This window comes from Phycisphaerae bacterium (genome assembly GCA_024102815.1).
GTDB lineage: Bacteria > Planctomycetota > Phycisphaerae > UBA1845 > UBA1845 > JAGFJJ01.
In genome coordinates this window covers 125,114-147,365 of record JAGFJJ010000011.1, presented here as the reverse complement: position 1 = coordinate 147,365, position 22,252 = coordinate 125,114, and the positions used below count along the sequence as shown (strand labels likewise).

Genomic DNA, 22,252 nt, shown 5'->3' with positions numbered 1-22,252 from the left:
CGTCATTTTCACTGAATGTATTGCATACTGGGATTGAGGACGCCGGAACACCGACGGGCCGGAGCGGTATCGGTGCCGCTTCCGCGCCGGGGTGTCCGAGGAGACTGCCGGATGTCCAGTGATCCCGGTTTTGCCCGCATTCCGACGTCAGCGATTCGTGCGCTGACGGGAGAGAGACACGCCGACCTCGAGGTCTTCCTTCCGCGGACGGAAGGGGACACTCCCATTCTCTATCGTCGCGCCGGCGCGGGGCTGTCCGAGCCGGACATCGCCCGCATGCGCGAGCACGGGGTCCTGAATCTCTTCGTCCGCGCTGAAGATCTCCAGACGTGCGAACAAGCGGTAGAGAGTCGCCTCACGGAATTGCTGAACAATCCCGATATCGGCCCCGCCGAAAAGGCGGAGATCATGGAGAGTGCCGGTACGTCCGTGGCCAAGAGCCTGATCGGCGGACCTGTGGATGCTCCCATGGTCGCACGGGCGGGACGGACGGTGGACACGATTCTTGCCGGACTTCTGCACGATCCCGGGATTTCCGGATACATGCTGCGCATGGCCGGTCACGAGCGTTCCACCGCCAGTCACATGTTCATCGTATCCACGCTTGCGGTCATTCTCGGCGCGGAGCTCTACGGCTCCAACGAGCAGTCGTTGCGCAGCCTCGCAATGGCGGGGCTTCTGCACGATCTGGGCAAGCTCTCCATTCCGAAGAACGTGCTGAACAAGAACGGGACACTGACGCGCGACGAGCTGGCCATGATCCACCAGCACCCCATCGAGTCGGTCCGCCTGATCGGCGAGGATCCCACGGTTTCGCTGCTCGCGCGGCAATTCATCCTCCAACACCACGAGCGCGTCGACGGTCGTGGATACCCGATTGGCCTGGGCGGCGGCGAACTGCTTACGGGCAGCAAGATTCTGACCATTGTCGATTCGTTTCACGCGCTCATCGGCCGAAGGTCCTATCGTGCCTCACTCGAGCCGGAAGACGCCAACCGCGTTCTTTCCACGCAGGCAGGGCGGCAGTTCGACGCCGAACTGCTCAACTTGTGGGTTTCTTCCTGCAGGCGTCACCTCTCCGGGATGGACAAGTCGCCCGCGGCGGCGACGCGTACGGAAGAGGAACTCTCCACGCGCCACGAGCATCAGCCGGTACCCAATGTGGCAGGCTTCGTGGGGTCCCGGCCGCGCCGCTTCGAGTGCAACGGACGAACGATTCTCCAGGCAGCCTATGTGGGGCGACTGATGCCCACCGCCGACGGCGTACCGACCTTCGGCGCCCCGGTACACGACGTTTCGCGTGGCGGCGTATGCATCTACTCGGCCCATCCGATGTACCGCGGCGAAATTGTGAATGTCCGCGTGGCCACCGACGGCAAACTGTCCTGGGTCCGATCCATGGTCGCCTGGTGCCGGCGGAAGAACGCCAACGTGTTTCGCGTCGGGCTGCGCTTCCTGGATCGGATCGCCGAGAGTCGCGCCGGCGAGCAGGTCGAGGTTCGACCGCTGGGCACGCCCGAGGTCGCCGCACAACCCAGTGGCGGGAAGGTTACTACCCCTTGTTTTGACGACACCCGTTCCGACGCGGAAGGCAAGTCCGGAAACCGCTGCGAGAACGCGCTGGAGACGCTTTCGGTCATCGCGGCCATGAAAGATTGCGGACACGAGGCGCAGCGGACGGTGATTACACTGGCCATGTCCGGGGAGGTCTCGGTGCGGTTGAAAGCCGTCGATGTCCTGGCCGGCATGCGCACGCGCATGACCCGCGATGCGCTCGTGGCCATGCTCAAGGATTCCGACGAGACGGTCCTGGAACGGGCGATTGCGGCGGTGGGATCCGCGAAGCTGTTCCAAGGCATCGAGTCACTTGCGGAGCTCCTTCGCGGGACCAATCGGCGGATCGCACTCCGCGCCGCGGGGGCATTGGGGCGACTCGGAGACGAGCGCGGCCTCCCGCTGGTCGCGTCCACGCTGGAGACGGATCATCCCGAGGCACGCGTGGCCACCCAGGCCCTGACGGATATTACCGGCCACCGCTTCCCCGCCAATCGAGAAGGCATCAAGGCCGCCAAGCGCTACCTGTCGGCCAAGCAGATGCTCTCCGCAACCTGATCTCCTTTCGCAACGTCCAAGAGCGCGTCCGCGCTGACATGGAATCGAAACCAGCGGTCTCCAACGGCGGGTCATGGCTTGGCGATTTGCGTGCCGCGGTTATACTCCCTTCGCCGCTTTCGATGCCGACAATCACTGGATTCCGGGAACGTAGCCCGACGACGCAAAAGGAAACGAGACATGTCCAAGCTTCCTGATCCCCGAGAGTTCCGAAAGACGGACTATCCCATCGAGAAGATTCTCTGGCATCGATGGTCGCCGCGGGCGATGACCGGGGAACCGATCGATGACCACGATTTGATGACATTGTTCGAGGCGGCACGCTGGGCGCCGTCGACCTACAACGAGCAGGAGTGGCGCTTTCTTTATGCCAAGCGGGACACGGAGCACTTCGGGACGTTCTTCGGATTGCTCATGGAAGCCAACCAGGTATGGTGCGAGAAGGCTGCCGTGCTTCTCGTCGTGCTCTCCCACAAGGTGTTCATGCGGAATGGCCATCCCAACCCGGTGCATACCTTCGACACGGGGGCGGCGTTCGAAAACCTCGCTCTCCAGGGAACGGCGATGGGACTGGTCGTGCACGGCATGGCGGGGTTCGACTACGACCGTGCCAAGAAAGAACTCAATGTTCCTGACGATTTCAAGGTCGAGGCGATGGTAGCGATCGGGCGACCCGGTGACCCGGCGGACCTGCCCGAAAATCTCCGCGAGCGGGAGCAGCCTACCGGGCGCAATCCGATCAAGAAATTCGTGCGCGAAGGCAAGTTCGATTTCTGATTCATGGGCCGTTGCTGGGCGGGCTCAGATCTCCTGCCAGCGGATCACCTTCATATTGCGCGTGTCAAAAACGACGTGCGGCCCGCTGTCTCCCCGGTTCGAATAGTACCAGTACGTGTAGGTCATTTCGATCTTGGTGGAGAGCGGCGAGCCCAGCTCCAAGAGCACATCGTCCGGCGTCATGCCTCTTCGGAGACTTTGAAAGCCGGAAAGGGGACCCTCGGCGCCACGCGGGGCCTTCATGTCGGAGCCGGCCACGGGCGTCTGATTCGCCGCGCCGGACGCTTTGCACCCCCACGCGCCGAGCACCAACCCCACGGCCAAACCCAACGTCAGTCCTGCTCGTGCGATCATGCTGTTTCCTCCAGACTTGATGCGTCGCACCTATATCTTTGCCTGAACACTGCTGACCTTATCGGAAAGTGATTGTGGCTTGTCGGTTCGCGTGCCGAAGCGAAGATTGGCCGAGATGCGCGGCGCGCCCATTTCGTGCAAGACCTCGTGAGCGCGGCGGATGGCGGCAAACACCACATCCCACTCGCCTTCGAGGTTGGTGCCGAAGGCATGGAGCCGGGGACTCAGTCCCGCTTCGGCGAAGACCCTCTCGCAGGCGGCGACATATTTGGAGACGGACACGCCGACCCCGAGGGGAACAATGGAGATGTCCGCGAGTACATGCATGGCCTGACTCCTTTCAGTTTCAATGAAGCACTGCGTGGATTGTACACCGCGCTTCATATGGGGGCTACCATGTGTGCCAGAGAGGAGTTATCGCGGGGTGGCGGCGGGGCCGTGGGTCTGATCGCTGTCGCCGTCTTCTTCGGCGCGTTTCGTGGGAATGCGCACGTGGAAGGTCGCCCCGGTGCCGAGTTCGCTCTCGACATCGATCCGGCCGCCCATCTCCGCGACGATCTTCATCGCGGCGGCGAGCCCCAGTCCGGTTCCGGCATGGCCTTTGGAGGAGTGAAACGCGCGGAAGATATGGGCGCGCTCTTCCGGTGAAATGCCCGGACCGTTGTCGGAAATGGACACGGAAACGGTTTCGGTATCCGGGTCGAACTGCGTGGCGACCTCCACGCGCCCTCCTTCTGAAGGAGCCACGTCGACGGCATTGAGCACGATGTTGTGAATCACCTGGTGCATGCCTTCCGGATCGAGCGGCGCCGCCGGAATGTCGCTTGTCCTGGAAACCAGCTCCACGGATTTTTCCGCGGCGCGGGAAGCGGAAAGACTCAATACGTCCGCAACGATGGCGTTGAGCTGGGCCAGCTCGATCCGCGGCTTGCGCTGCTTGCTGAAGGTGAGCATGTTGAGGGTCAGGTGGAGGATGCGATCGAGATTCCGCTTCATCATCGCCCAGCCATTCACGGCCGTTGCGAGGTTGTTTCGCTGCAGCGCCAGCTCGATGACGTCTGCGCCCCCCTGCATGCCCTGGAGAATGTTGCGGATGTGGTGCGAAAGATAGGCGACGGTCTCTCCCGTGGCCGCGAGGCGTTCGGTGCGTACGCGCGTTTCCATGAGGCGAGCGTTTTCCAGCGCCATGCCGGTGAGCCGTCCGATGGCGACGGCGAGCCGGAGTTGCTCCTGCGTGAACGTGTGCCGGGCCATGGAGCAATCGAGGTGGAACACGCCGTGGACGTGGTCGGATGACACGATGGGAACACAGATGATGCTCCGCAGACCCAGGCGATGGAGGCTGTCCTGCGGGTTGGAACTGAAGCGGCTGTCAGTCAGGGCGTTGGCGCACAGCACGCCGTCGCGGGTGCGCAGCACGTGCTGGACGATGGTCTGCGACGTCACGATTTTGGATCGCCGCCCCCGATCCATCCCCCGAAAGCGGACCAGCGCCGGTTGCAGCGCTGCGCCGGGCTCGTCGGCCATCAGAATGACCAGGTGATCCACGGGAAGGTGGCGGAAGACGATCTCGGCGACGCCCTCCAGGAAGCGGGTGGCGGAGTCAGTCGTGCCGATCAGCTCGGCGACGCGATAGATGATATTCCACGCGGAGACGGCATCGGCGGTCTCGGGCGGCTGGAGAATGATGCTCTCTTCGGAGGAGTCGATCGCGGCCACGATGGAAGACCCGGCGGGGGAATTGTCTTCGTCGATCTCCACGAGATCGCGGAAGAGGCTGCCGGCCGTGGTGGCCCCGCCGGATTCCAGTCCGCCCGAGAAGACCAGCAGCGTGCTGCCGATCTTGATCTGGTCGCCGTGCTTCAGCGGGGAAGGGGCGACGATGCGCTGCCCGTTGAGGTAAGTTCCGTTAGCGCTTTGCAGATCGGTCAGGACCCATGACCCGTTGGCACGGTGAATCTCGGCATGTCGGCGCGAGGCGGTGTGATCGGTCAGCGAGATCTGCTCCGACGACCGGCCGATGAGCGCGGATCCATCTTCGGTGAGGTAGGTCCGGCCTTTATCGGGCCCCTGAAGCACATACAGCGTTGGCAAGGATCGCGCCTCGACAGAGGGGAAATGCGCTCGAAGAAGGGCGCGACCCAATCGGGTCGAGCCCCCGCGGTGCCGTTTTCTTATCGACGGACTTTCCACGGCCGCCAATTGTATCCTATTTCGGGGAAAACCTGGGTGTCAATCAAATTCGTCTCTGCAGGCGTCCTATCGGACTTCGACACCACAGGGTGGCATGGGCGGATTTCCGGATCATGCATATCCGGCCCGGCAGTCGTCGATGAATGAACAGGTATCCGGAATCGCTCTGAGGCGGAACTGTCGGCGGATCATGGAGCATCTGCGGTGGGCAGTGCGGGTAAACCATCGGAATACCAGCGGCTGGTGGAAAGCACCAGGGTGCCTCCGCCGCCTCCGCGCTCCCTGGAAACCGACCTGGACAAGCTCATCCTGACGATGAAGGAACGAAAGCGTCGAGAGGCGGAGCAGACGCCCAAGGAACGCGATCGCATTGAGGAACTGCGCGAACTCATGGTCCGCGAGCTCGTTGGCGTGTTCGTGGAGCTCATGGAGAAGTATCGCGATGACGGCATCTCCATGGAAATGGACGCGTCGAATTTCCTCGAAGGGGGGCGCGAAATCCGCTTCGATTTCGCCCTGGGGGAGTTTCGCATCCAGCTTCTGGGCACGGTCACGACCGAAGCCGTGGCCTTCCACGAAACGCGTCACTTCCCCGACGTGCGTGGTGAGCTCGTTAGCGGGCCCATGCTTCGCTTGCGCACATTGAATGCCCGGGTCTTCCGCGATTTCGTCTGCGAACGTCTGGCCGTGCTCATTCGCGCGGTGATGCGGCACCGCTGAACGGGGACGGTGCGTCGCGGTGTGATGCCGGTCGCCGACGGCGAACCCGACGCGGTGGTGGAGTGATACGAGTCGGCGGGCGAGGCGCACCGACGATCGCTCGCGCGACCGCCGTGCCACACCAGTACGTCGCAAACGCGAGCAGGGCAGCGGTCAGTACGGACGCCAAGATAACGCCCCCTCCCATGATGATCTTCACCGGTCCATGCAAGTTCAGCTCAGCCGGGTGGGAGACGTACGTCCCCAGAAGAGCAAATACGTCATCCGATCGCAGTTTCTCGAACATTGGTGGATCGACCCCGCCCGCCAACAGGCTCAACGTGCGCGTGACCAGAATCGACCCCATCTCGTGATAGTCGCCCGGCAGGTTATAGAACGGCGCCAAGGCCAGCAGGAGCGCCGGTCCGGCCAGAAAAGGCCGGGCGCGCCGCGTGCACAGCCACAACAACGCCACGCCAGGTACGATCGACAGGACGAACGGCATGAACACAGTTGAAAGATAGGTCAGGTCCGAGCCGTGTGTGTCGAATCCGGAAAGCCTGCCTCCGTAGCTTCCGCCGGGCGTGACGAAATCAAAGTACTGTGCGAGGATCGTTCCGCCGTACTGCGGTTTGATTTCGAGCTCGCTGACGGTGCCTCCGGCCGCGACGCATCCGAACACGTGCAGCATCTCATGGATCGGCACGTAGATGAACCATGCTGCGATCATGATCGCCAGCAGGGGCAGCATTCCCGAAGCAAAACCGCGCGTGGTCACGACCGGTTCGAGCGTCGCGAGGACGTCGTCCAGCGGTTGGCGGAAGAACTTCGGCCAGCGCCGAGGGGCGCCTGAGGATGGCAATGGCTCCTGGGGCATCGACTCCGCTCGTTTCGTGCGGTGCCATTATATCGACTCGGACCAGGATGTCCCCGCCAAGCGCGACCGCCAGCCTATCTTCCGTTGCGTATCGGTCACCCCCGGACGGACTTCGTTTCGGCCTGTCAAAAGTTGCAGCGGGGGCGCGAATGCGGAGCCCTTGTCGTTTGCGGGCTCGACCAGCGGGCGGTACGATCTCCTCGATGCTTGGCCTTGCGTCGCGGAAGCGCGGTACGTGACGGCGGTCGGCGTCGGAACATCCTGCTCGTTTACTCGGACTTTCGCGCTTCCCTGCCGCGCCAAAGCGTGTTCGCATGATGCAACGCATTCTCGCGCTCACTGTGTTCGCCGCTTCCGCCGGCACGTTCCTCTCGCCTGCCCGAGGCCAAACCGAGTCCGACGCATCTGCACCGCCGGCGGAGCGTTCGACGCCGTCCGGGGTCATCCGACAGGAGTCGGGTGAGCAGGTCGATGTGTCCGCCGCCCAGGCCCGCGCCGTTGCGGCGCTCAACATGTCCCTGGACCGGCTCGAGTGGCATGTCCCCGATCCCACGGATGTGGAGACGATGACCCAGCGCTGGCTGGAGGACGGCCGCCAGCGCCGGGACGACACCGCAGTGCAGGCGGCCGGTCGGATCGCGCCGCTCGTCCAGCAGATCAGCCGGTCCAACAGCATCTACATGACACTTGAAGATGCCTTGCACCGGGCGCTGATCAACAATTACCAGATCGACTCGGCCTCGTATGGACCGGCGATTGCGACGTCTTCGGTCGTGGCTGCGGCGGCCGCGTTCGACGCCACCCTTGCCGGTTCCGTCACCAAGAACAAGGTGGACCGACCTACGGGTTCGCAGCTTCTGGCCAACGATCTGGATCAGTTCAATTCGAGTGTCGGCGTCACCAAGCTGCTGCCCATCGGCACGCAGGTGACGGCTCAGTACGGCCTGGAGCGGACCTTCACGTCCCTCGCATTTCAACAGATCAACCCGGAGTACTTCAGCGATTTCATGGTGGAGCTCCGGCAGCCCCTGCTCCGCGGGTTCGGGCTGGACCGCAACCTTGCGGAGCTGCGCATCCGCAAGAAGGAGAAAGGCATCTCCGATCTGGACTTCCGCATCCAGGTGCGGGACACACTGGCGGACGTCGAGCGGCTCTATTGGCGACTCATGTTCGCCCGCCGCGACGTGGTCATCACCGCCCGCAAACTGGCCGAGTTTGAGGCCATTTACCAGTATCTCGAAGCCCGCAAGGACTTCGACATCATGCCGGTGCAACTCAACGCCACGGAGTCGCGACTCGAGGCCAGCCGATTTGAATTCGTTCGCCGCAAGACGAATCTGCGTAACGCGCAGGATGAACTCGTTGCAGCGCTGAACGATCCCACGCTGAACCTGATCGACGATTTCGAGATCATCCCGGTGGGCCTGCCCGACCTGACGCTGGTGGACATGGATCGCATCGCGTCAGTTCAGGCCGCACTCGAGCACAACCCGGAGGTCCTCCAGCAGAAGCTGCGGCTGGACATCGCCGGCATCCAGGTGGGCGTGGCACGGAACGAAGAACTGCCCGCGCTTGACCTGACCTTCCGGTGGACCATCGACGGTCTCGGCGGCAGCGCCGACAATTCCTTTGATCAACTCACCATGTGGGACTACATGGAATATTTCGTCGGCGTGCAGTTCTCCATGCCCATCGGCAACCGGGCGCGGCGGGCCGGAACCACGAGCGCCAAGCTGTCTCATTCCCAGGCGGCGTCGCAGCTCAAGTATCTTTTCGAGCGTGTCATTCTCGGCGTGAATACGGCCATCCGGGAGATGCAGACGGCGTATGAGCAGATCCCGCCGACTTTCAATGCCTCCGAGGCCACCGAACGCGAGGTCGAATCGATCGTCGCCCGGGCGGAGCGGAAGGACCTCAATACGCTCAACAGCGAGCTGGCCGCGCGCATCAATCTCGCCGACGCCCGTCGGGCCATGCTCAACGCGATGATCGACTACAACCTCGCCATGATCGAAGTCGAGCGGGCCAAGGGAACGCTCCTGGAATACTATCACGTCGTCATATCCAACGACGGCGACTAAGATCCCCTGTTCGTGGAATCGCGCCCGTTTTCGCTCGGAATCGGGCGCCGATTCACGTTGCCGGGGAGCCTTCGATCGATGCGTTTTCTTTACCAGCAGTGGGACGGCTCGGAATTCCCGACCCAGGATCACCTCGCCTATTTCGAGAATTTCATGGAGTACCTCATCGAGTACGGCGAGGATGCCCTCCGCGCGCTGAAGGATATCGAGGACGATCCCGAGCAGCAGAAGATCATCGAACAATGGATCGAGGAAGGCCTGCTCGAGAAGGTCGGTGTCCAGTTCCGGTTGACGCCGCGGGCAATCGGAAGCCTGCAGCGCAAGGCGCTGATGGAGGTATTCGGCAATCTGAAGGCCGATTCGCACGAGGGACACGAGACGCCGCGAAGCGGCACCGGCGGGGAGCGCATGGAAGGCACGCGGGCCTACCGCTTCGGCGACCCCGTCAGCGACATCGACCTTTCATCGACGTTGCGCAACGCGGTTATGCGACACGGTCCCGGCTTGCCACTCCGCCTTACTGAAGACGACTTCGAGGTACACCAGAGCGAATCGCAGGCCACGTGCAGCACGGTGATTCTCCTGGACATGTCCGGGTCCATGCGCCGCTGGAATCGTTTTGCCCAGGCCAAGCGTTGCGCCATGGCCATGTACGCGCTGATCCGCCAGCGCTTTCCGCTTGATACCGTGGACGTGATCGGCTTCTACAGCGGCGCCGAGATCATTCCGGAGCAGAAGCTCGCGCTGTCCTCGCCGAAACACGTTTCGCTGTTCGATCCCGTGGTCAACATACGGGTGCCCCTGGCGGAGATCGCCCGCGCCCCGCAGCACTTCACCAACCTGCAAATGGGATTGAACATGGCCCGGCGCGTCCTGGCCCGGCGGGGCGGACAGAACAAGCAGGTGTTCATCATTACCGATGGCGAGCCCACGGCGCATCTGGAAAGCGACACGGTGCACCTCATTTATCCACCGTCCGAGCGCACGGCGATGACTACGCTGTCGGAATCGGTCATGCTCTCCCGGCAGGGCGTTCGCTTCTCCGTATTCGCCCTGATTGACGACTACGCCTACATGGACTGGGTGTCGTTCGTGGATCATCTGGCCAAGCTCACCCAGGGTGTGGCGTTCTATTGCACGAGCGGCGACCTGGCCAACTGCGTGATGGAATCCTATCTCAGCGGGCGGAAGCGCAAGGCCTTCCTGGTTTGAGTCGAGCCCGGCCCGTTCCGGATTCGTCCGAAAACGACGATCCTGACCCGCCTCCAATGCGAACCTGCGTAAACTCTGGCGCTCGATGAGTCGATGTTTCGGGAAGCGGACCTGCGACCGTTCGTCGCTGAGGTGACCGTACATCCGGAGCCAATCATGTCCACGAGCGTTCCCGCTAACGGCGGACCCATCGAGTCCCTTCTCGTGAGGGAAGATCCTTCGTTTGCCGATCTCGTGGATCTGTTCCTCAGCAGTCTGCCGGAACGAATCATGACGATGGAGCAGGCCCTTCGCACCGAAGATTTCGACGCGCTCCGCATCGCTGCCCACCAGCTCAAGGGGTGCGGGGCGGGATACGGCTATCCGGCGCTTACGCAGCAGGCGGCCGATCTCGAACGGCAGGCGCTGGACCAACAACTGGCCGACTGCGCCAGCGCCCTGGGAGCGCTCAAGGACGTGTGCGGCCGTGTAGTAACCCGTTGCATGTAGGTTCCGCCGCCGGTCGGTTTCACTCCTGTTCAGCCCATTGGGTCACGCCGAAAGCGGGCGAGGCCGTACCCGCCGCGAATGTCGATACACCGAGTTGTCCGTCCGGTCTGATGGTGATTTGCACCGCGCCGACGTCGGCCGTGCTGAAAACCCGCCTTCCGCCTGTCAGATTCTTCAGTCCGTTGTCGGTGTCCTCCCAAGACTGGTAGTGGGAACGGATCAGCAGATTGGCCCCCACGGCATCAATAAACGCCCCCGTATTGGCTTGGACGCCGCCATGGTGCGGCAGCATGAGCACATCGGACGCCACATCGCCGCGCCTGATAATCGCCTGCTGGGCGGCGTACTGTATATCCCCGGGAAGCAGGATTGATCTTCCCGCAAAAGAAACACGCAGGACCGTTGAGGCGTCGTTGGCGGCGAGCTTGGAGTGCTCGTTTCCGACCGGCCAGAGCCGCTCGAAGGTGACCTCTCCCGCTTTCCACGTTGACTGATCCGGCCTCATCACGCGAACCGGAACGCCATTCTCGCCCAACAGCATCAGCAGGTGTCGAACATGCGATGGGGCGCCCTCTCCATAAGGAAAGTGCTCGTTGACGACCACTTCGCCGATTCGAACGCCCTCGGCGATGGAGGGCAACCCGCTGAAATGGTCGAGGTTGGCATGGCTGACATAGATCGTGTCGATGCGGCGAATTCCGCGCGACTGGAAGTACGGCACGATCGTCTGACGGCCGACGTCGTATGCCGATGATGTTCCAGCGTCATACAGAGCGACGTGGCCGTCGGGCAATTCGAGCACCACGGCCGTGCCCGCCCCCACGGAAAGAAAGGTCGCGCGAAGATCGCGGGGTACGGAGCGCCCGCCGAGCCAGTCAAGAGAACCGACCAGGACGACTACGGCCAGCAGCATCAGCATGACATCGAACGCCCGGCGCCCGTGAACGGACGTTTGCTCATGTGAATCCTGCAGGACCGCCGTTCCGGCCCCGCGCGCGGGGTGTCCGGTTTCGGATGCGTTCCGTCGCCGAAAACGGATCATCAACAAGGTCATCCATGCGTAGTAGACGATCACGAGCCAGGTAGGAGGCCGTGCAACCACGGCCGAGGACAAAGGCAAACCGGCGAAGAAATCGGCCGCGCGGATGAGCAGCCATTCGGTGCCCAGCAATGGATAGCCGATCCATACCGCCAGCGTTGGAAGGAGCATGCTCAGAATCAACTTGGCAAAGCCCAGCGCCATCGCCAGGCTCACCAGGGGGAAGATCATCAGCGTAGCCACGGCTCCCCATAGTTGAATGCGGTAAAAATGCCAGGCCACAATCGGTGAACCCATCAGCCACGCCGCCAGGGCCACCGCGGCTGCGGTGGCAAGTGTATGGGCAATGTGCACGCGAAGGGCATGCCAGCGCGCGCTCCAACCCCAGAACCGGTCCAATCCAACGGACGCGCGAGGCAGTCGCCAGAAGGCGCTATCTCGATTGAAACCGATCAGTGCTGCCGCGCCATTCCCGGCACGCTGCACGACGGGTGTCAGAAAGACGACACCAATGACCGCGGCCGTGGAGAGCTGGTATCCAACGTCGAAGATCATGGACGGATCGATCAGCGCCAGCAGGATGACGGTCGCGCAAACCCAGTTGAGCTGGTAGCGGGCCCGACCCAGCAGCACGGCCAGTCCGTACACAATGCCGATCACGCATGCCCGCAGGACCGGCGGGCGCGGCTCGGTGAGAATCGCGAAGAGGACTGCCGCCGCGATCATTGCGAATGTCGATTGCCGTACCGTTCCTCCGAGGGTGCGAAACAGCGTCCGTGCCAGCATCATAACGATCGCCACGTTGACGCCGCTGACCGCGATGAAGTGAATGATCCCGGCTCGAATGAACACATCGTTGATTTGCCGATCGAGTATCGAGCGATGCCCCAGGATCATGGCGTCGAGCAATCCGCTCTGCTGTTCGCTTGCCGCCAGATCCCCGGTAAGGAGCTCACGGGCGGCGCGGCGATAGGCAAGCACCCACCGGCCGACGTCGCTGATCGGCGCCGACGCCAACGCCCGGACATTCTCGCGGTGCAGGCACGTCATGCCCGCCATGATGCCCTCCCGACGGTTGTACGAGGCCCAGTTGTAGACCCCCGGGTTCTCCGGCGGCATCAGCGGATACAGGCGGCCAAAGAGCTCGACCCGGCTGCGTTGGGCCAGACGGAGGACGGCCTCGCGCACGACGACGCGGATGCGGCCGGTCCGCGGAATGAACCCCGATTCGCCTTCGATGGATTCGACATCCAGCACGAATACGGTGCGTTCGTCCCGGGCGATCCATCGGGCGAAGGGATGTTCGCGGTCGCTCACCACACGCGGGGCGGATGAAACGACCCCCCGGATCCGCACGATGGGACGATCATCCGTGGCGTCGAGGGCAATGCTCAGCGGAGGGAGTAGCCGGGACCGCGCAAAGTGGAGCATCCCACCTGCGCCCGCGGCCACAAGGACGACGGCGACGTGAGGAAGGAGATCGCGACGCCGGCGGAATGCGATCCCGGCGACAGCGCCCAGCCCCGCGGCAATCGCGTGGATCAATGGTTGCGGTTGAAAATCCTGGTCGATGAGGATGCCGGCGACGAGGCCGATCGCCACGGGGAGCAGGGGGGCTCGAGACCAGATGGCCTGCGCGGTGAGCATGGTTGCTTCCAGAGCCAGAGGACGCGGTTAGTCCTACCGCGCCACGGCCGTTGCTGGAAGTGGCCCGCCATCCGCTGGCGCAGTACCCCCAATTGCCTTCAGTAGTCGCGCATTGCGTATGAACACAGGATAGGGATAATCTTCGTCCTTTCGGCTTCGTTCCCCTTTGATGAATGTCGCCTTCATGTCGATCGCTTCCATGATCTTCTGGTCGATCTGGCTCGGCGGTGCCGTCGTCCTGGGGCTGATCTGGCTCGTCCGTCTCATTCTGGTGGGACGGGGACTGCGGCGCCGCACGGTCCTGAGCCACGAATCCCACACCGGCGGCCCTGCCTCCCTCCCTCGCGTATCGCTCGTCGTTGCCGCCCGTAACGAGGAGGCGAATATCGAACGTTGCCTGTCGTCGCTTCTCGCTCAGGATTATTCCGATTTGCAGATCATCGCCGTGGACGATCGCAGCACGGACGCGACGCCGAGCATTCTTCAGAAGCTGAGTGATCAGCACCCGCGGCTCCGCGTTCTGACCGTTCAGTCGCTGCGCGATGGATGGTTCGGCAAGAACAACGCCATGCGCGAGGGTGTGGAAGTGGCAACGGGCGACTGGTTGTGCTTCACCGACGCCGACTGTCGATTCACCTCCCCGCGGACCGTCACCGTCGCCGTCCGCGAGGCCTTGTCCGAAGACGTCGATTTCCTCTCCGTTACGCCGATGCTCGAGACAGAGACCTTCTGGGAGCGGGTGATTCAGCCGGTATGCGGCATCGTACTCATCTGGTGGTTTCTGCCGGAGCGCGTAAACAACCCGGAGAAGCGCACCGCCTACGCCAACGGCGCCTTCATGCTCATGCGCCGTTCGTGTTACGAGGCCATCGGCGGGCACGAGGCCGTCAAGACGGAGGTGAACGAGGACATCCGCATGGCCCGCCGGACCAAGCGCCTCGGCCTCAAGCTCCGTGTCGTCGAAAACGATGACCTTTATCGCACGCGCATGTACAGCACGCCCAGTGAAGCCTGGCGCGGCTGGAGTCGCATCTTTTACGGCTGCTTCCAGACGCCGAAGCGGCTCATCCGCGTGGCGTCACTGCATCTCATCTATTCCCTGATCCCCTGGATCAGCCTGCTTGTCGCGATCGTGGGCCTTGCATCCTCCGTCTCGGAAAATCGCGTCTTGTGGGGTTGGGCGGTTGTTGCCTGGGCCATCGCCGTCGTATTTCAGCAGCTCACTGTCGCGCGGATCTATCCGGTGACAAGACACGCTCGTGGCTGGTCGCTGCTGTACTTCCCCGGTGCGTGCATCTGTCTGGCCATGATGATCAGCGCGATACTGAAGTCCGTCGGTGCGAGCTCAACCACGTGGCGCGGCCGTACCTACCGCGCCGATCGCGTGATTCCGGAAGTGTCCCCGGCCGGCAACCACGAAGGCGCCGCACCTCCGACCGCCAAGAAATCCGCCACCCATGCCTGACAAAGCCCGCGACGCCATCGATCTGATTCGACAGGAAGAAGACACCGGGCAGTGGTTTGATCTTTCCGGCTGGAAGCTCCAGGCACTGCTGGTTCTGCTGGGATTGTGCCTCCTGCTCTGGCTCTTTCGGGCCGTGCGAAAATGCATCCGTGGTCGTCGGCCGCCCCGACTGCATCCCAACCTTCAGAAGTACGCCGGCAAGTCCGCATCGGACGGCAGCGCAGATCCCGAGCTTGCGGCCAAGCGCCGCAGCGAAGCGGCCAGGATCATGGCGACGTCGAGCACGCCCGGCATTGTCGGGTACGAGATCGTACGCCAGATCGAAGCCGTGTACGTGGACGGCTTTCGTCGTCCGGAGGAAGCCACCGAGGGACTCAAGGCCGTCGCTGCAATGAAAGGCGCCAACGCACTGACCAACGTCCGTACGTCCCGCGACGCCGCCGGCAAATATGCCGCGGCCGGTGATGCCGTGCTCGTCAAGTCGAAGACGGACACAACAGCCGGAGCCACCGTCACGCAGCCGATGGACGGCAACGAAGCGCCCGAATCCGACTCTACGCGTTGCGACGCGCCGTGAAGCGCCGGTGGCGTTTGTGTTCGCTCCCCGGTGGCCGCCGCGTATAATCCGGGCAAACCGTCTGGGTCAATTTCTCCCGATCGGAATCGGTCCGGCAATCGGGACGGCAGGAGTATTGCACATGCGACGTTTGCGCCGGAACGGAATGGCGGCGATTTCCCTTCTTTCGCTTCTTGCTGTCGCCGTGACGGCGGCATCCGGAGCGGACGACCCGCTTCCGCAGGCATTGCGTGCCAAGGTGGAGGCGTCCATCGATCGCGGGCTGGCCTATCTTGCGTCCACGCAGGCGGCTGATGGCGGGTGGGAAGCATTCGGGAAGTCTCATCCCGGCGTCACCGCACTCGTCCTCAAGTCCTTTCTCCAGGACGACGACTATGGCGTCCATCATGCCGTCTCCCGCCGCGGGATCGAATACCTCATGAAGTTCGTTCAGCCGGACGGCGGCATTTACCCTGAGGGTGAAGGTCACAACAATTACAATACAAGTGTCGCGATCATGGCACTCGCCTCGGCCGGGGAGCGGTACGAGGACGCCATCCGCAAGGCCCGAGACTATCTCAAGAAGATTCAATGGGACTCCGACGAAGGACACGAGCGCTCCAGCGCCTGGTACGGCGGCGCGGGCTACGGCCGCGGCAAGCGACCGGACCTTTCCAACACGCAATTCATGGTCGAGGCTCTCCACGAGAGCGGGCTGCCACCGGACGATCCCGCCTATCGCAAGGCGATGGTCTTCATCTCCCGCTGCCAGATGCTCAGCGAGACGAACGACCAGTCTTTCGCCGGCGGCAGTTCCGACGGTGGGTTCATCTACTCCCCGAATGCCGACGGAGAGTCCAAAGCCGGTACCGTCGAGGTCGACGGCAAGCCACGGCTGCGCAGTTACGGCTCCATGACCTACGCGGGGTTCAAGAGCATGCTCTATGCGGATCTCAAGCGCGACGATCCGCGCGTGGTCAGCGCGTTTGACTGGATCCGTCGGTACTACACGCTCGATCAGAATCCCAACATGCCCGAGCCGCAGGCGCATGAGGGTCTGTACTACTTCTACCATACCTTCGCCCGGGCCTTGCAGGCGTGGGGACAGGAAGTCATTACCGATGGGCGGGGCATTCCCCACCCGTGGCGGGCGGAGCTCTGCGAGAAGCTTTTCTCCCTCCAGCGGCCTGATGGAAGCTGGCTGAATGAAGAGGATCGCTGGTACGAGGGTAATCCCGCTCTGGTAACGGCCTACAGCATTCTCGCTATGCAGACGGCGCTGGACACGCCCGAGGCGGGGCAGCTCAAACCGGAGAAGCGTTAGCCCCTGGTTTCACTTCGGCGCGATTCGTGACGGGGAGATTGCAGATGCAGGACGAATCCAGGCACCTGCGGAATGGCGACGATCAAGATGCCATTCCGCCCGGCGAAGAAATGAACCAGCGTGAGGCCGCGGATGCGGTACCTTCTGAGCTGGCGGAGGACGACGACGCCGATTTGATCGGATCCGCTCGGGATCTGGAGTCGGAGGCGGCTGAAACCGTCAACAACCCCCTTGGTGCGCCGACTCGCCCCGCCCTGGACGAGCCCTTCGGTGATACCGAGCCCATGAGCGACGCGCCGCCCGACGAGGTGCTCGAGGAATTCGATCGTGAGGGTCGCATTTCCGAGACCGCCGCGTTGCGCGCCCGGCGGATCGGCGCCGATCTGAAGCAGGTGGAGTACGACGTTCGCGAGATCCTGGACCTGCTGGACCCCCGCCGCAAGCGCAAGCTCAGCGGAACGCGCCGCTGGCACGAGCTCGAGGAGGACATTATCCAGTGGCGTCATTCGGGACGCATGGACGAGGCCTCATTGGTCCGCCTGACCGAGCTGATCGCTCGAAGGCACTACCTGTTCCGCCAGCTCAGCTTTCTTTCCGGAACCCGCCCGACGTGGAACACGTGATTCAAAGTCTGATCGGTCTCCAATAGAAGGAGCGTGCCGGTTCCTGTGGGGAAGCAGGCACGCTCTATGACCTGACATCGCAACAGAGGTCGGCCATCACAGGCTATGGCTGAGGTAGTGGACATACGTAATGGCAATCCCAAAGGCAGTCCTGCGGGTAGAGCAAATGGCAGGATTCCAGCCAGCACACAGTGCCATCGGCAAAGGGAATCTCGGGCTCGCATGGACACTGCCCACATGGACCCCCTCCACCACCTCCTCCGGGCTTCTTGGCCATGGCCTTATCTGAAGGCATCAAAGCCAGTGCCGAAATGATAACCGCGAGAAACATGACCGGTCCTGAGAACTGTTTGAGACTCCTCATACCTCTCTCCTCATGATTTGACCGCGAGATCTGAATCCCGCTTCCATCAGCGGGACATTTGTTGAGGTTACTCGACGCGTCAATTCGGCGCCAAGTACTTCGCCTCGAGAAGATAAGGTTCGTCACGGCTGGACCGAATGCCTCTTTTCGGTCCAGCGGCTTCTGCAAGTCCTCTCGCCGCCTTCCTTCGCCGGGGGTCCAGGACTCCGGTTTGCGCCGGTGAGGCAAATCGCCGGAATCTGCCAGCGTTGACCCCGGTTTCCGCCTTTGCCTATACTCCGTTCCGCATCCGTACCTTGTGTGCGGGCGCTTGGTATCCTTATTGCCAGCCTACGGGTGCCGGTCGACGCTTGTTCCGATGGCCACTGGTATTCCCTGCCGGCGCCGTACGGATCATGATCCAGACGGCAATCGCGTGCCGCGCGATCGAAACCCGTTGTCCCATCGAGTGGATTGAGAATATGCCGCTGATACCGCTTGAGGTTGAACTCGAAGAAGATCATCGCCTGCTGCTCGACGCGGTCCGGGAGTACGCTCAACACGAGCTCCTGCCGCTGGATCGCAAATGGGACCGGGATGAGTCCAGCGTCATCGAGGTTCTGCCTCATCTCGGAGAAATGGGGCTGCTGAATCTGTGCGTTCCTGAAGAATACGGCGGGCTGGCGGTACCGTATCGGGTTTACGCCGCGATCATCTACGAACTCGCCAAATGGTCGCCCTCGGTCGCGGTGACCATTGCCGTACACAGCATGGTTGGAAAAATCCTGACAAAGTTTGTCGAGGGCGCGGCACGCGAGGAATGGCTGCAAGGCTGGGGCCGGCCGGAGCACTTCGGGGCGTTCGCCCTCTCGGAGGCCGGTGCCGGCAGCGACGCCGCCGCGGTGCGCACGACCGCGGACAGGTCCGAAGGAGGCTGGGTCCTCAACGGCGAGAAGATGTGGATCACCAACGGGATGCATGCCCGCTGGATACTGACCCTGGCTCGCGTGCAGGGCGTGCCGGAGAGGGAGGCTCTTTGCGCGTTCGTAGTGGATGCCCAGGAAAATGGCGTCAAGCGAGACAAGATTCTGGGAAAGATGGGTATTCGGGGAAGCGAAACCGCGGTCATCAGTTTGAGCGGGGTTTTCGTCCCGATGGAGCACCGTGTGGGCAAGCCGGGTCAAGGGCTCGCCGCTTGCCTTTCCAGCCTCAATGAAGGGCGCATCGGTATTGCTGCGCAGGCCGCCGGAATCGCCGAGGCGTGTTTGGATGAAATGGTCACGTACGCCCGAGAGCGCGAGCAGTTCGGCCGGCCGATCGGAAAATTTCAGGCCGTCGCCAATATGATCGCTGACAGCGCCGTCGAGCTGGAGGCAAGTCGTTCGCTCATCTGGCGGGCGGCCGGAGATGTGGACGCTGGTCGCTTGGACCCGACCGCTGCCTCCATGGCCAAGCTCTACGCTACCGAGGCGGCTAACCGTATCGCCTACCGGGCCGTTCAGGTCCATGGCGGAACCGGGTACGTCAACGAATGCCGGGTCGAACAGCTCTATCGCGACGCGCGCGTGACCACGATCTATGAGGGCACCAGCGAGGTCCAGCGCATCGTCATCGCCAGGCAGATTGGACAGCAATGACGGACCGCTCGGTGTCTCAGAATCATGGCACGAGACTTGTAGGAACAGCCGGTGGAACGGGCGTGACCCACCGGCCGCGCTTCGCTAAGATCCCCAAGCGCCGCGATCAGGACGCTCCCAGCGGGCGTTGGCGGTGTTCTAGAATGGGCGCTTGTGCCCATGCATTCCTTGCAAGAAGGTGAAGTTCCGATGGATTTTGACCTCTCCGACGATCTAATTGCACTGCGTGACATGGCCCGGAAGTTCGCTGCCGAGAACATTGCGCCGAATGCACGCACATGGGACCGCGAGGCTGACCTTCCCCGCGAGGTCGTTGCGAAAATGGCGGAATTAGGATTTCTGGGGATTTTTATCCCTGAGGAATTCGGGGGTTGCGGATTCGGTGACCTGCAAGCCACGGTCATTATGGAGGAAATCGCGCGGCAATGCGGCGCCACAGCGCTGCTGCTGGACGCGCACAACGCATTGTGCTGTGCTCACCTGCTGATCGGAGCGAATGACGCCCAGAAAAAGAAGTACCTGCCGCCGCTGGCCCGGGGTGATTACGTGGGCGCATGGGCGCTCTCCGAGCCCGGCTGTGGAAGTGATGCGGCGGCGCTCACCTCCACAGCGGAACTCAAGGGCAATGAGTGGGTGCTCAACGGGGCCAAGCACTGGATCACCAACGGCCACTACGCGGGCGTCTACGTCATTACCGCGCGAACCAAGCCGGAGGGCGGTCCCAAGGGCATCAGCGCGTTCATCGTCGAACGGGATACGCCGGGCCTGATCATCGGTCCCAAGGAAGACAAGCTGGGCATGCGCGGATCTGACACGGTCGGCCTGACGCTCGAGGATCTGCGAATTCCCAAGGAGAACCTCTGCGGCGAATTACACGGAGGCTTTAAGGATGCTATGCGCGTTCTGGAGCGCGGGCGAATCACGATCTCAGCGATGTCCGTTGGACTCGCCCGGGGCGCCGTGGAAGAGTCCCTGGCCTACTCCAAGATGCGACAGGCATTCGGCAAGCCGCTGTTCGAGCACCAGTCAATTCAATTCAAGCTGGCGGACATGGCCATGCAGATGGACGCGGCGCGCCTCCTGACGCGGCGCGCGGCGATTCTGTCCGATTCCGGTCGCCCGGCCAACATCATGGCGTCGATGGCCAAGCTCTTATCTTCCGAGACTGCCACCCGGGCATGCATGGAAGCCATCCAGATTCACGGGGGCATGGGCTACACCAAGGAAGTGCCCGTGGAGAGGTACATGCGTGACGCCAAGCTGTGCGAGATTGGCGAGGGATCGAGCGAGATTCAGCGGATGATCATCGCGCGGCATTTGCTGGAGTTGTAGGAAGAAGGCACGAAGGCACATAGGCACGGAGGGGAAGAGAAAAGGCAATTGGCAATAGGCAGTAGGCAGTAGGCAATAGGAAGAAACGGGCAAGACAGTCTTGGACGACGGATCACTTAACCCGGCCTGAGGAAGGCGATCATGGACTTTGATTTTGACGACGATCATCGGATGCTGGCGGAGCAGGTTCGCGATTTCGCGTTCAAGGAAGTTGCCAAGGGTGCCGAGGCGCGGGACCAGGCCGCGAGCATGACGCCTGAGCTGGTGGAGCAGCTCGCAGGCATGGGGCTGTTCGGGATTTCCATTCCCGAGGAGTACGGCGGGGCGGGCATGGGCTGCGTGGCGTCGTCGCTGGTGGTGGAGGAGATCTCCAAGGCCTGCGCGGGAACGGGTGTGCTGCTCAGCGCCCATACGTCGCTCTGCGTCGATCCGATCATGACGTTTGGATCGGCCGAGCAGAAAAAGAAGTACCTGCCGCGGATGGCCGCGGGGGAGATGATCGGCTGCCTTTCGCTCACCGAGCCGGGAAGCGGCAGCGACGCCGGGGCAGCCCAGTGCCGGGCGGAACTCAAGAGCGACGGCTGGCACGTCGAGGGCAACAAGATATTCGTCACCAACGGCAAGGAGGCCGGGGTGATGGTGCTCATCGCCGTGACCAATCCAGACGAGCCCAAGCGTCGCTTAAGCGCCTTCATCGTCGAGACGAACCAGCCGGGCGTACGTCTGGGCAAGCTGGAAAAGAAGCTGGGCATCCGCTGCTCGTCCACGGCCGAGTTCGTCTTTGAGAATTGCGTGCTGCCGAAGGACGCGCTGCTCGGGGAGCAGGGCCGGGGGCTCAAAGTGGCTTTGACCACGCTCAACGGTGGTCGAATCGGTATCGCGGCGCAGGCGCTGGGAATCGCCCAGGCGTGCCTGTACGAGTCGGTGAAATACGCGCAAACGCGGGTGCAGTTCAACCAGCCGATCGGCAAATTCCAGGCGATCCAGAACAAAATCGCGGACATCGCCGTGGGGGTCGAGGCGGCGCGGGCGCTGGTTTATCGAGCGGCATGGCTCAAGGACCAGAAGCGCGACTACGCGATGGAGGCGGCGATGGCCAAGCTCTTCGCCAGCGAGATGAGTTCGCGATCGGCGAACCACGCCGTGCAGGTATTCGGCGGATATGGGTATTGCCAGGATTATCCGGTGGAGCGCTTTCTGCGTGACGCGAAGATCACGGAGATCTACGAGGGTACGAGCGAGATACACAGAGTGGTGATTGCGCGGGGGTTGGAGTAGAGCGGGACTATCGGCATCTGCCGGCAGCATCTCAGACTACTGTGTGCGACCCGGGTGCAGAAGAACTTGATCGAGAACGGTCCGCACGGCGGACCCCACGTGCTGCGGCTCAGAAGAGGTGCGCCAGGGGACGCACCCTACAAGATCGTCCGCATGGCGGACCCTACGATGAGAATGGATCGCATTGCGGGACGTACGATGAAAACGGTCCGTA

18 protein-coding genes are annotated in these 22,252 nt (G+C 62.6%); 13 read left to right on the top strand and 5 right to left on the bottom strand.

The annotated features are described in order from the left end of the window. Positions 1-111: 111 nt before the first annotated feature. Both J5J06_04010 and J5J06_04005 read left to right on the top strand, forming a co-directional pair. On the top strand, positions 112-2,112 hold the full coding sequence (locus J5J06_04010; GenBank protein MCO6436234.1) for an HD domain-containing protein: 2,001 nt from the start codon (positions 112-114) through the stop codon (positions 2,110-2,112). Positions 2,113-2,292: 180 nt separating this feature from the next. Beyond that, the gene (locus J5J06_04005) at positions 2,293-2,889 is read left to right on the top strand and encodes a nitroreductase family protein (GenBank protein ID MCO6436233.1); all 597 of its coding nucleotides are present in this window, start codon (positions 2,293-2,295) and stop codon (positions 2,887-2,889) included. A gap of 24 nt (positions 2,890-2,913) precedes the next feature. On the opposite strand, the gene J5J06_04000 is transcribed toward J5J06_04005, so the two are convergent. From J5J06_04000 to J5J06_03990, 3 genes are all read right to left on the bottom strand, one after another. Further along, on the bottom strand, positions 2,914-3,243 hold the full coding sequence (locus J5J06_04000) for a hypothetical protein (protein MCO6436232.1): 330 nt from the start codon (positions 3,241-3,243) through the stop codon (positions 2,914-2,916). A 30-nt stretch (positions 3,244-3,273) separates the two neighbouring features. Next, positions 3,274-3,570: an MTH1187 family thiamine-binding protein gene (locus J5J06_03995; protein MCO6436231.1), complete on the bottom strand. Its 297-nt coding sequence runs from the start codon at positions 3,568-3,570 to the stop codon at positions 3,274-3,276. An 87-nt stretch (positions 3,571-3,657) separates the two neighbouring features. Further along, positions 3,658-5,337 carry an FHA domain-containing protein gene (locus J5J06_03990; GenBank protein ID MCO6436230.1) on the bottom strand — a complete coding sequence of 560 codons (1,680 nt, stop codon included), beginning with the start codon at positions 5,335-5,337 and terminating at the stop codon, positions 3,658-3,660. A 303-nt stretch (positions 5,338-5,640) separates the two neighbouring features. Between J5J06_03990 and J5J06_03985 the strand changes: the two genes are divergently transcribed. After that, on the top strand, positions 5,641-6,156 hold the full coding sequence (locus J5J06_03985) for a hypothetical protein (GenBank protein MCO6436229.1): 516 nt from the start codon (positions 5,641-5,643) through the stop codon (positions 6,154-6,156). On the opposite strand, the gene J5J06_03980 is transcribed toward J5J06_03985, so the two are convergent. Continuing rightward, complete coding sequence (locus tag J5J06_03980; protein ID MCO6436228.1) at positions 6,128-7,012, bottom strand: hypothetical protein; 885 nt, start codon at positions 7,010-7,012, stop codon at positions 6,128-6,130. The genes J5J06_03985 and J5J06_03980 overlap by 29 nt on opposite strands. Positions 7,013-7,326: 314 nt before the next feature. Here J5J06_03980 and J5J06_03975 point away from each other — a divergent pair, with 314 nt between their 5' ends. From J5J06_03975 to J5J06_03965, 3 genes are all read left to right on the top strand, one after another. Continuing rightward, complete coding sequence (locus J5J06_03975) at positions 7,327-9,093, top strand: TolC family protein (GenBank protein MCO6436227.1); 1,767 nt, start codon at positions 7,327-7,329, stop codon at positions 9,091-9,093. Between the two features lie 78 nt (positions 9,094-9,171). Next, positions 9,172-10,305, top strand: coding sequence for a VWA domain-containing protein (locus J5J06_03970; GenBank protein ID MCO6436226.1), 1,134 nt, complete (start codon positions 9,172-9,174; stop codon positions 10,303-10,305). Positions 10,306-10,461: 156 nt separating this feature from the next. Then, positions 10,462-10,794, top strand: coding sequence for an Hpt domain-containing protein (locus tag J5J06_03965; GenBank protein ID MCO6436225.1), 333 nt, complete (start codon positions 10,462-10,464; stop codon positions 10,792-10,794). A gap of 19 nt (positions 10,795-10,813) precedes the next feature. Here the strand turns inward: J5J06_03965 and J5J06_03960 are convergent, their stop codons facing one another. Further along, the gene (locus J5J06_03960) at positions 10,814-13,480 is read right to left on the bottom strand and encodes a ComEC/Rec2 family competence protein (protein ID MCO6436224.1); all 2,667 of its coding nucleotides are present in this window, start codon (positions 13,478-13,480) and stop codon (positions 10,814-10,816) included. 184 nt (positions 13,481-13,664) lie between these two features. On the opposite strand from J5J06_03960, the gene J5J06_03955 reads away from it, so the two are divergent. From J5J06_03955 to J5J06_03925, 7 genes are all read left to right on the top strand, one after another. Continuing rightward, positions 13,665-14,945 carry a glycosyltransferase gene (locus J5J06_03955; GenBank protein MCO6436223.1) on the top strand — a complete coding sequence of 427 codons (1,281 nt, stop codon included), beginning with the start codon at positions 13,665-13,667 and terminating at the stop codon, positions 14,943-14,945. Next, the gene (locus tag J5J06_03950) at positions 14,938-15,522 is read left to right on the top strand and encodes a hypothetical protein (GenBank protein ID MCO6436222.1); all 585 of its coding nucleotides are present in this window, start codon (positions 14,938-14,940) and stop codon (positions 15,520-15,522) included. Before J5J06_03955 ends, J5J06_03950 begins: the two co-directional genes overlap by 8 nt. Positions 15,523-15,643: 121 nt before the next feature. Then, positions 15,644-16,825 (top strand): terpene cyclase/mutase family protein, encoded by a 1,182-nt coding sequence (locus tag J5J06_03945; GenBank protein ID MCO6436221.1) that lies wholly within the window; start codon positions 15,644-15,646, stop codon positions 16,823-16,825. A 44-nt stretch (positions 16,826-16,869) separates the two neighbouring features. Further along, positions 16,870-17,448 carry a hypothetical protein gene (locus J5J06_03940; GenBank protein MCO6436220.1) on the top strand — a complete coding sequence of 193 codons (579 nt, stop codon included), beginning with the start codon at positions 16,870-16,872 and terminating at the stop codon, positions 17,446-17,448. 825 nt (positions 17,449-18,273) lie between these two features. After that, positions 18,274-19,428: an acyl-CoA dehydrogenase family protein gene (locus J5J06_03935; GenBank protein MCO6436219.1), complete on the top strand. Its 1,155-nt coding sequence runs from the start codon at positions 18,274-18,276 to the stop codon at positions 19,426-19,428. A gap of 189 nt (positions 19,429-19,617) precedes the next feature. Beyond that, positions 19,618-20,760, top strand: coding sequence for an acyl-CoA dehydrogenase family protein (locus J5J06_03930; GenBank protein MCO6436218.1), 1,143 nt, complete (start codon positions 19,618-19,620; stop codon positions 20,758-20,760). 141 nt (positions 20,761-20,901) lie between these two features. Continuing rightward, positions 20,902-22,038, top strand: coding sequence for an acyl-CoA dehydrogenase family protein (locus J5J06_03925; GenBank protein MCO6436217.1), 1,137 nt, complete (start codon positions 20,902-20,904; stop codon positions 22,036-22,038). Positions 22,039-22,252 lie beyond the last annotated feature (214 nt).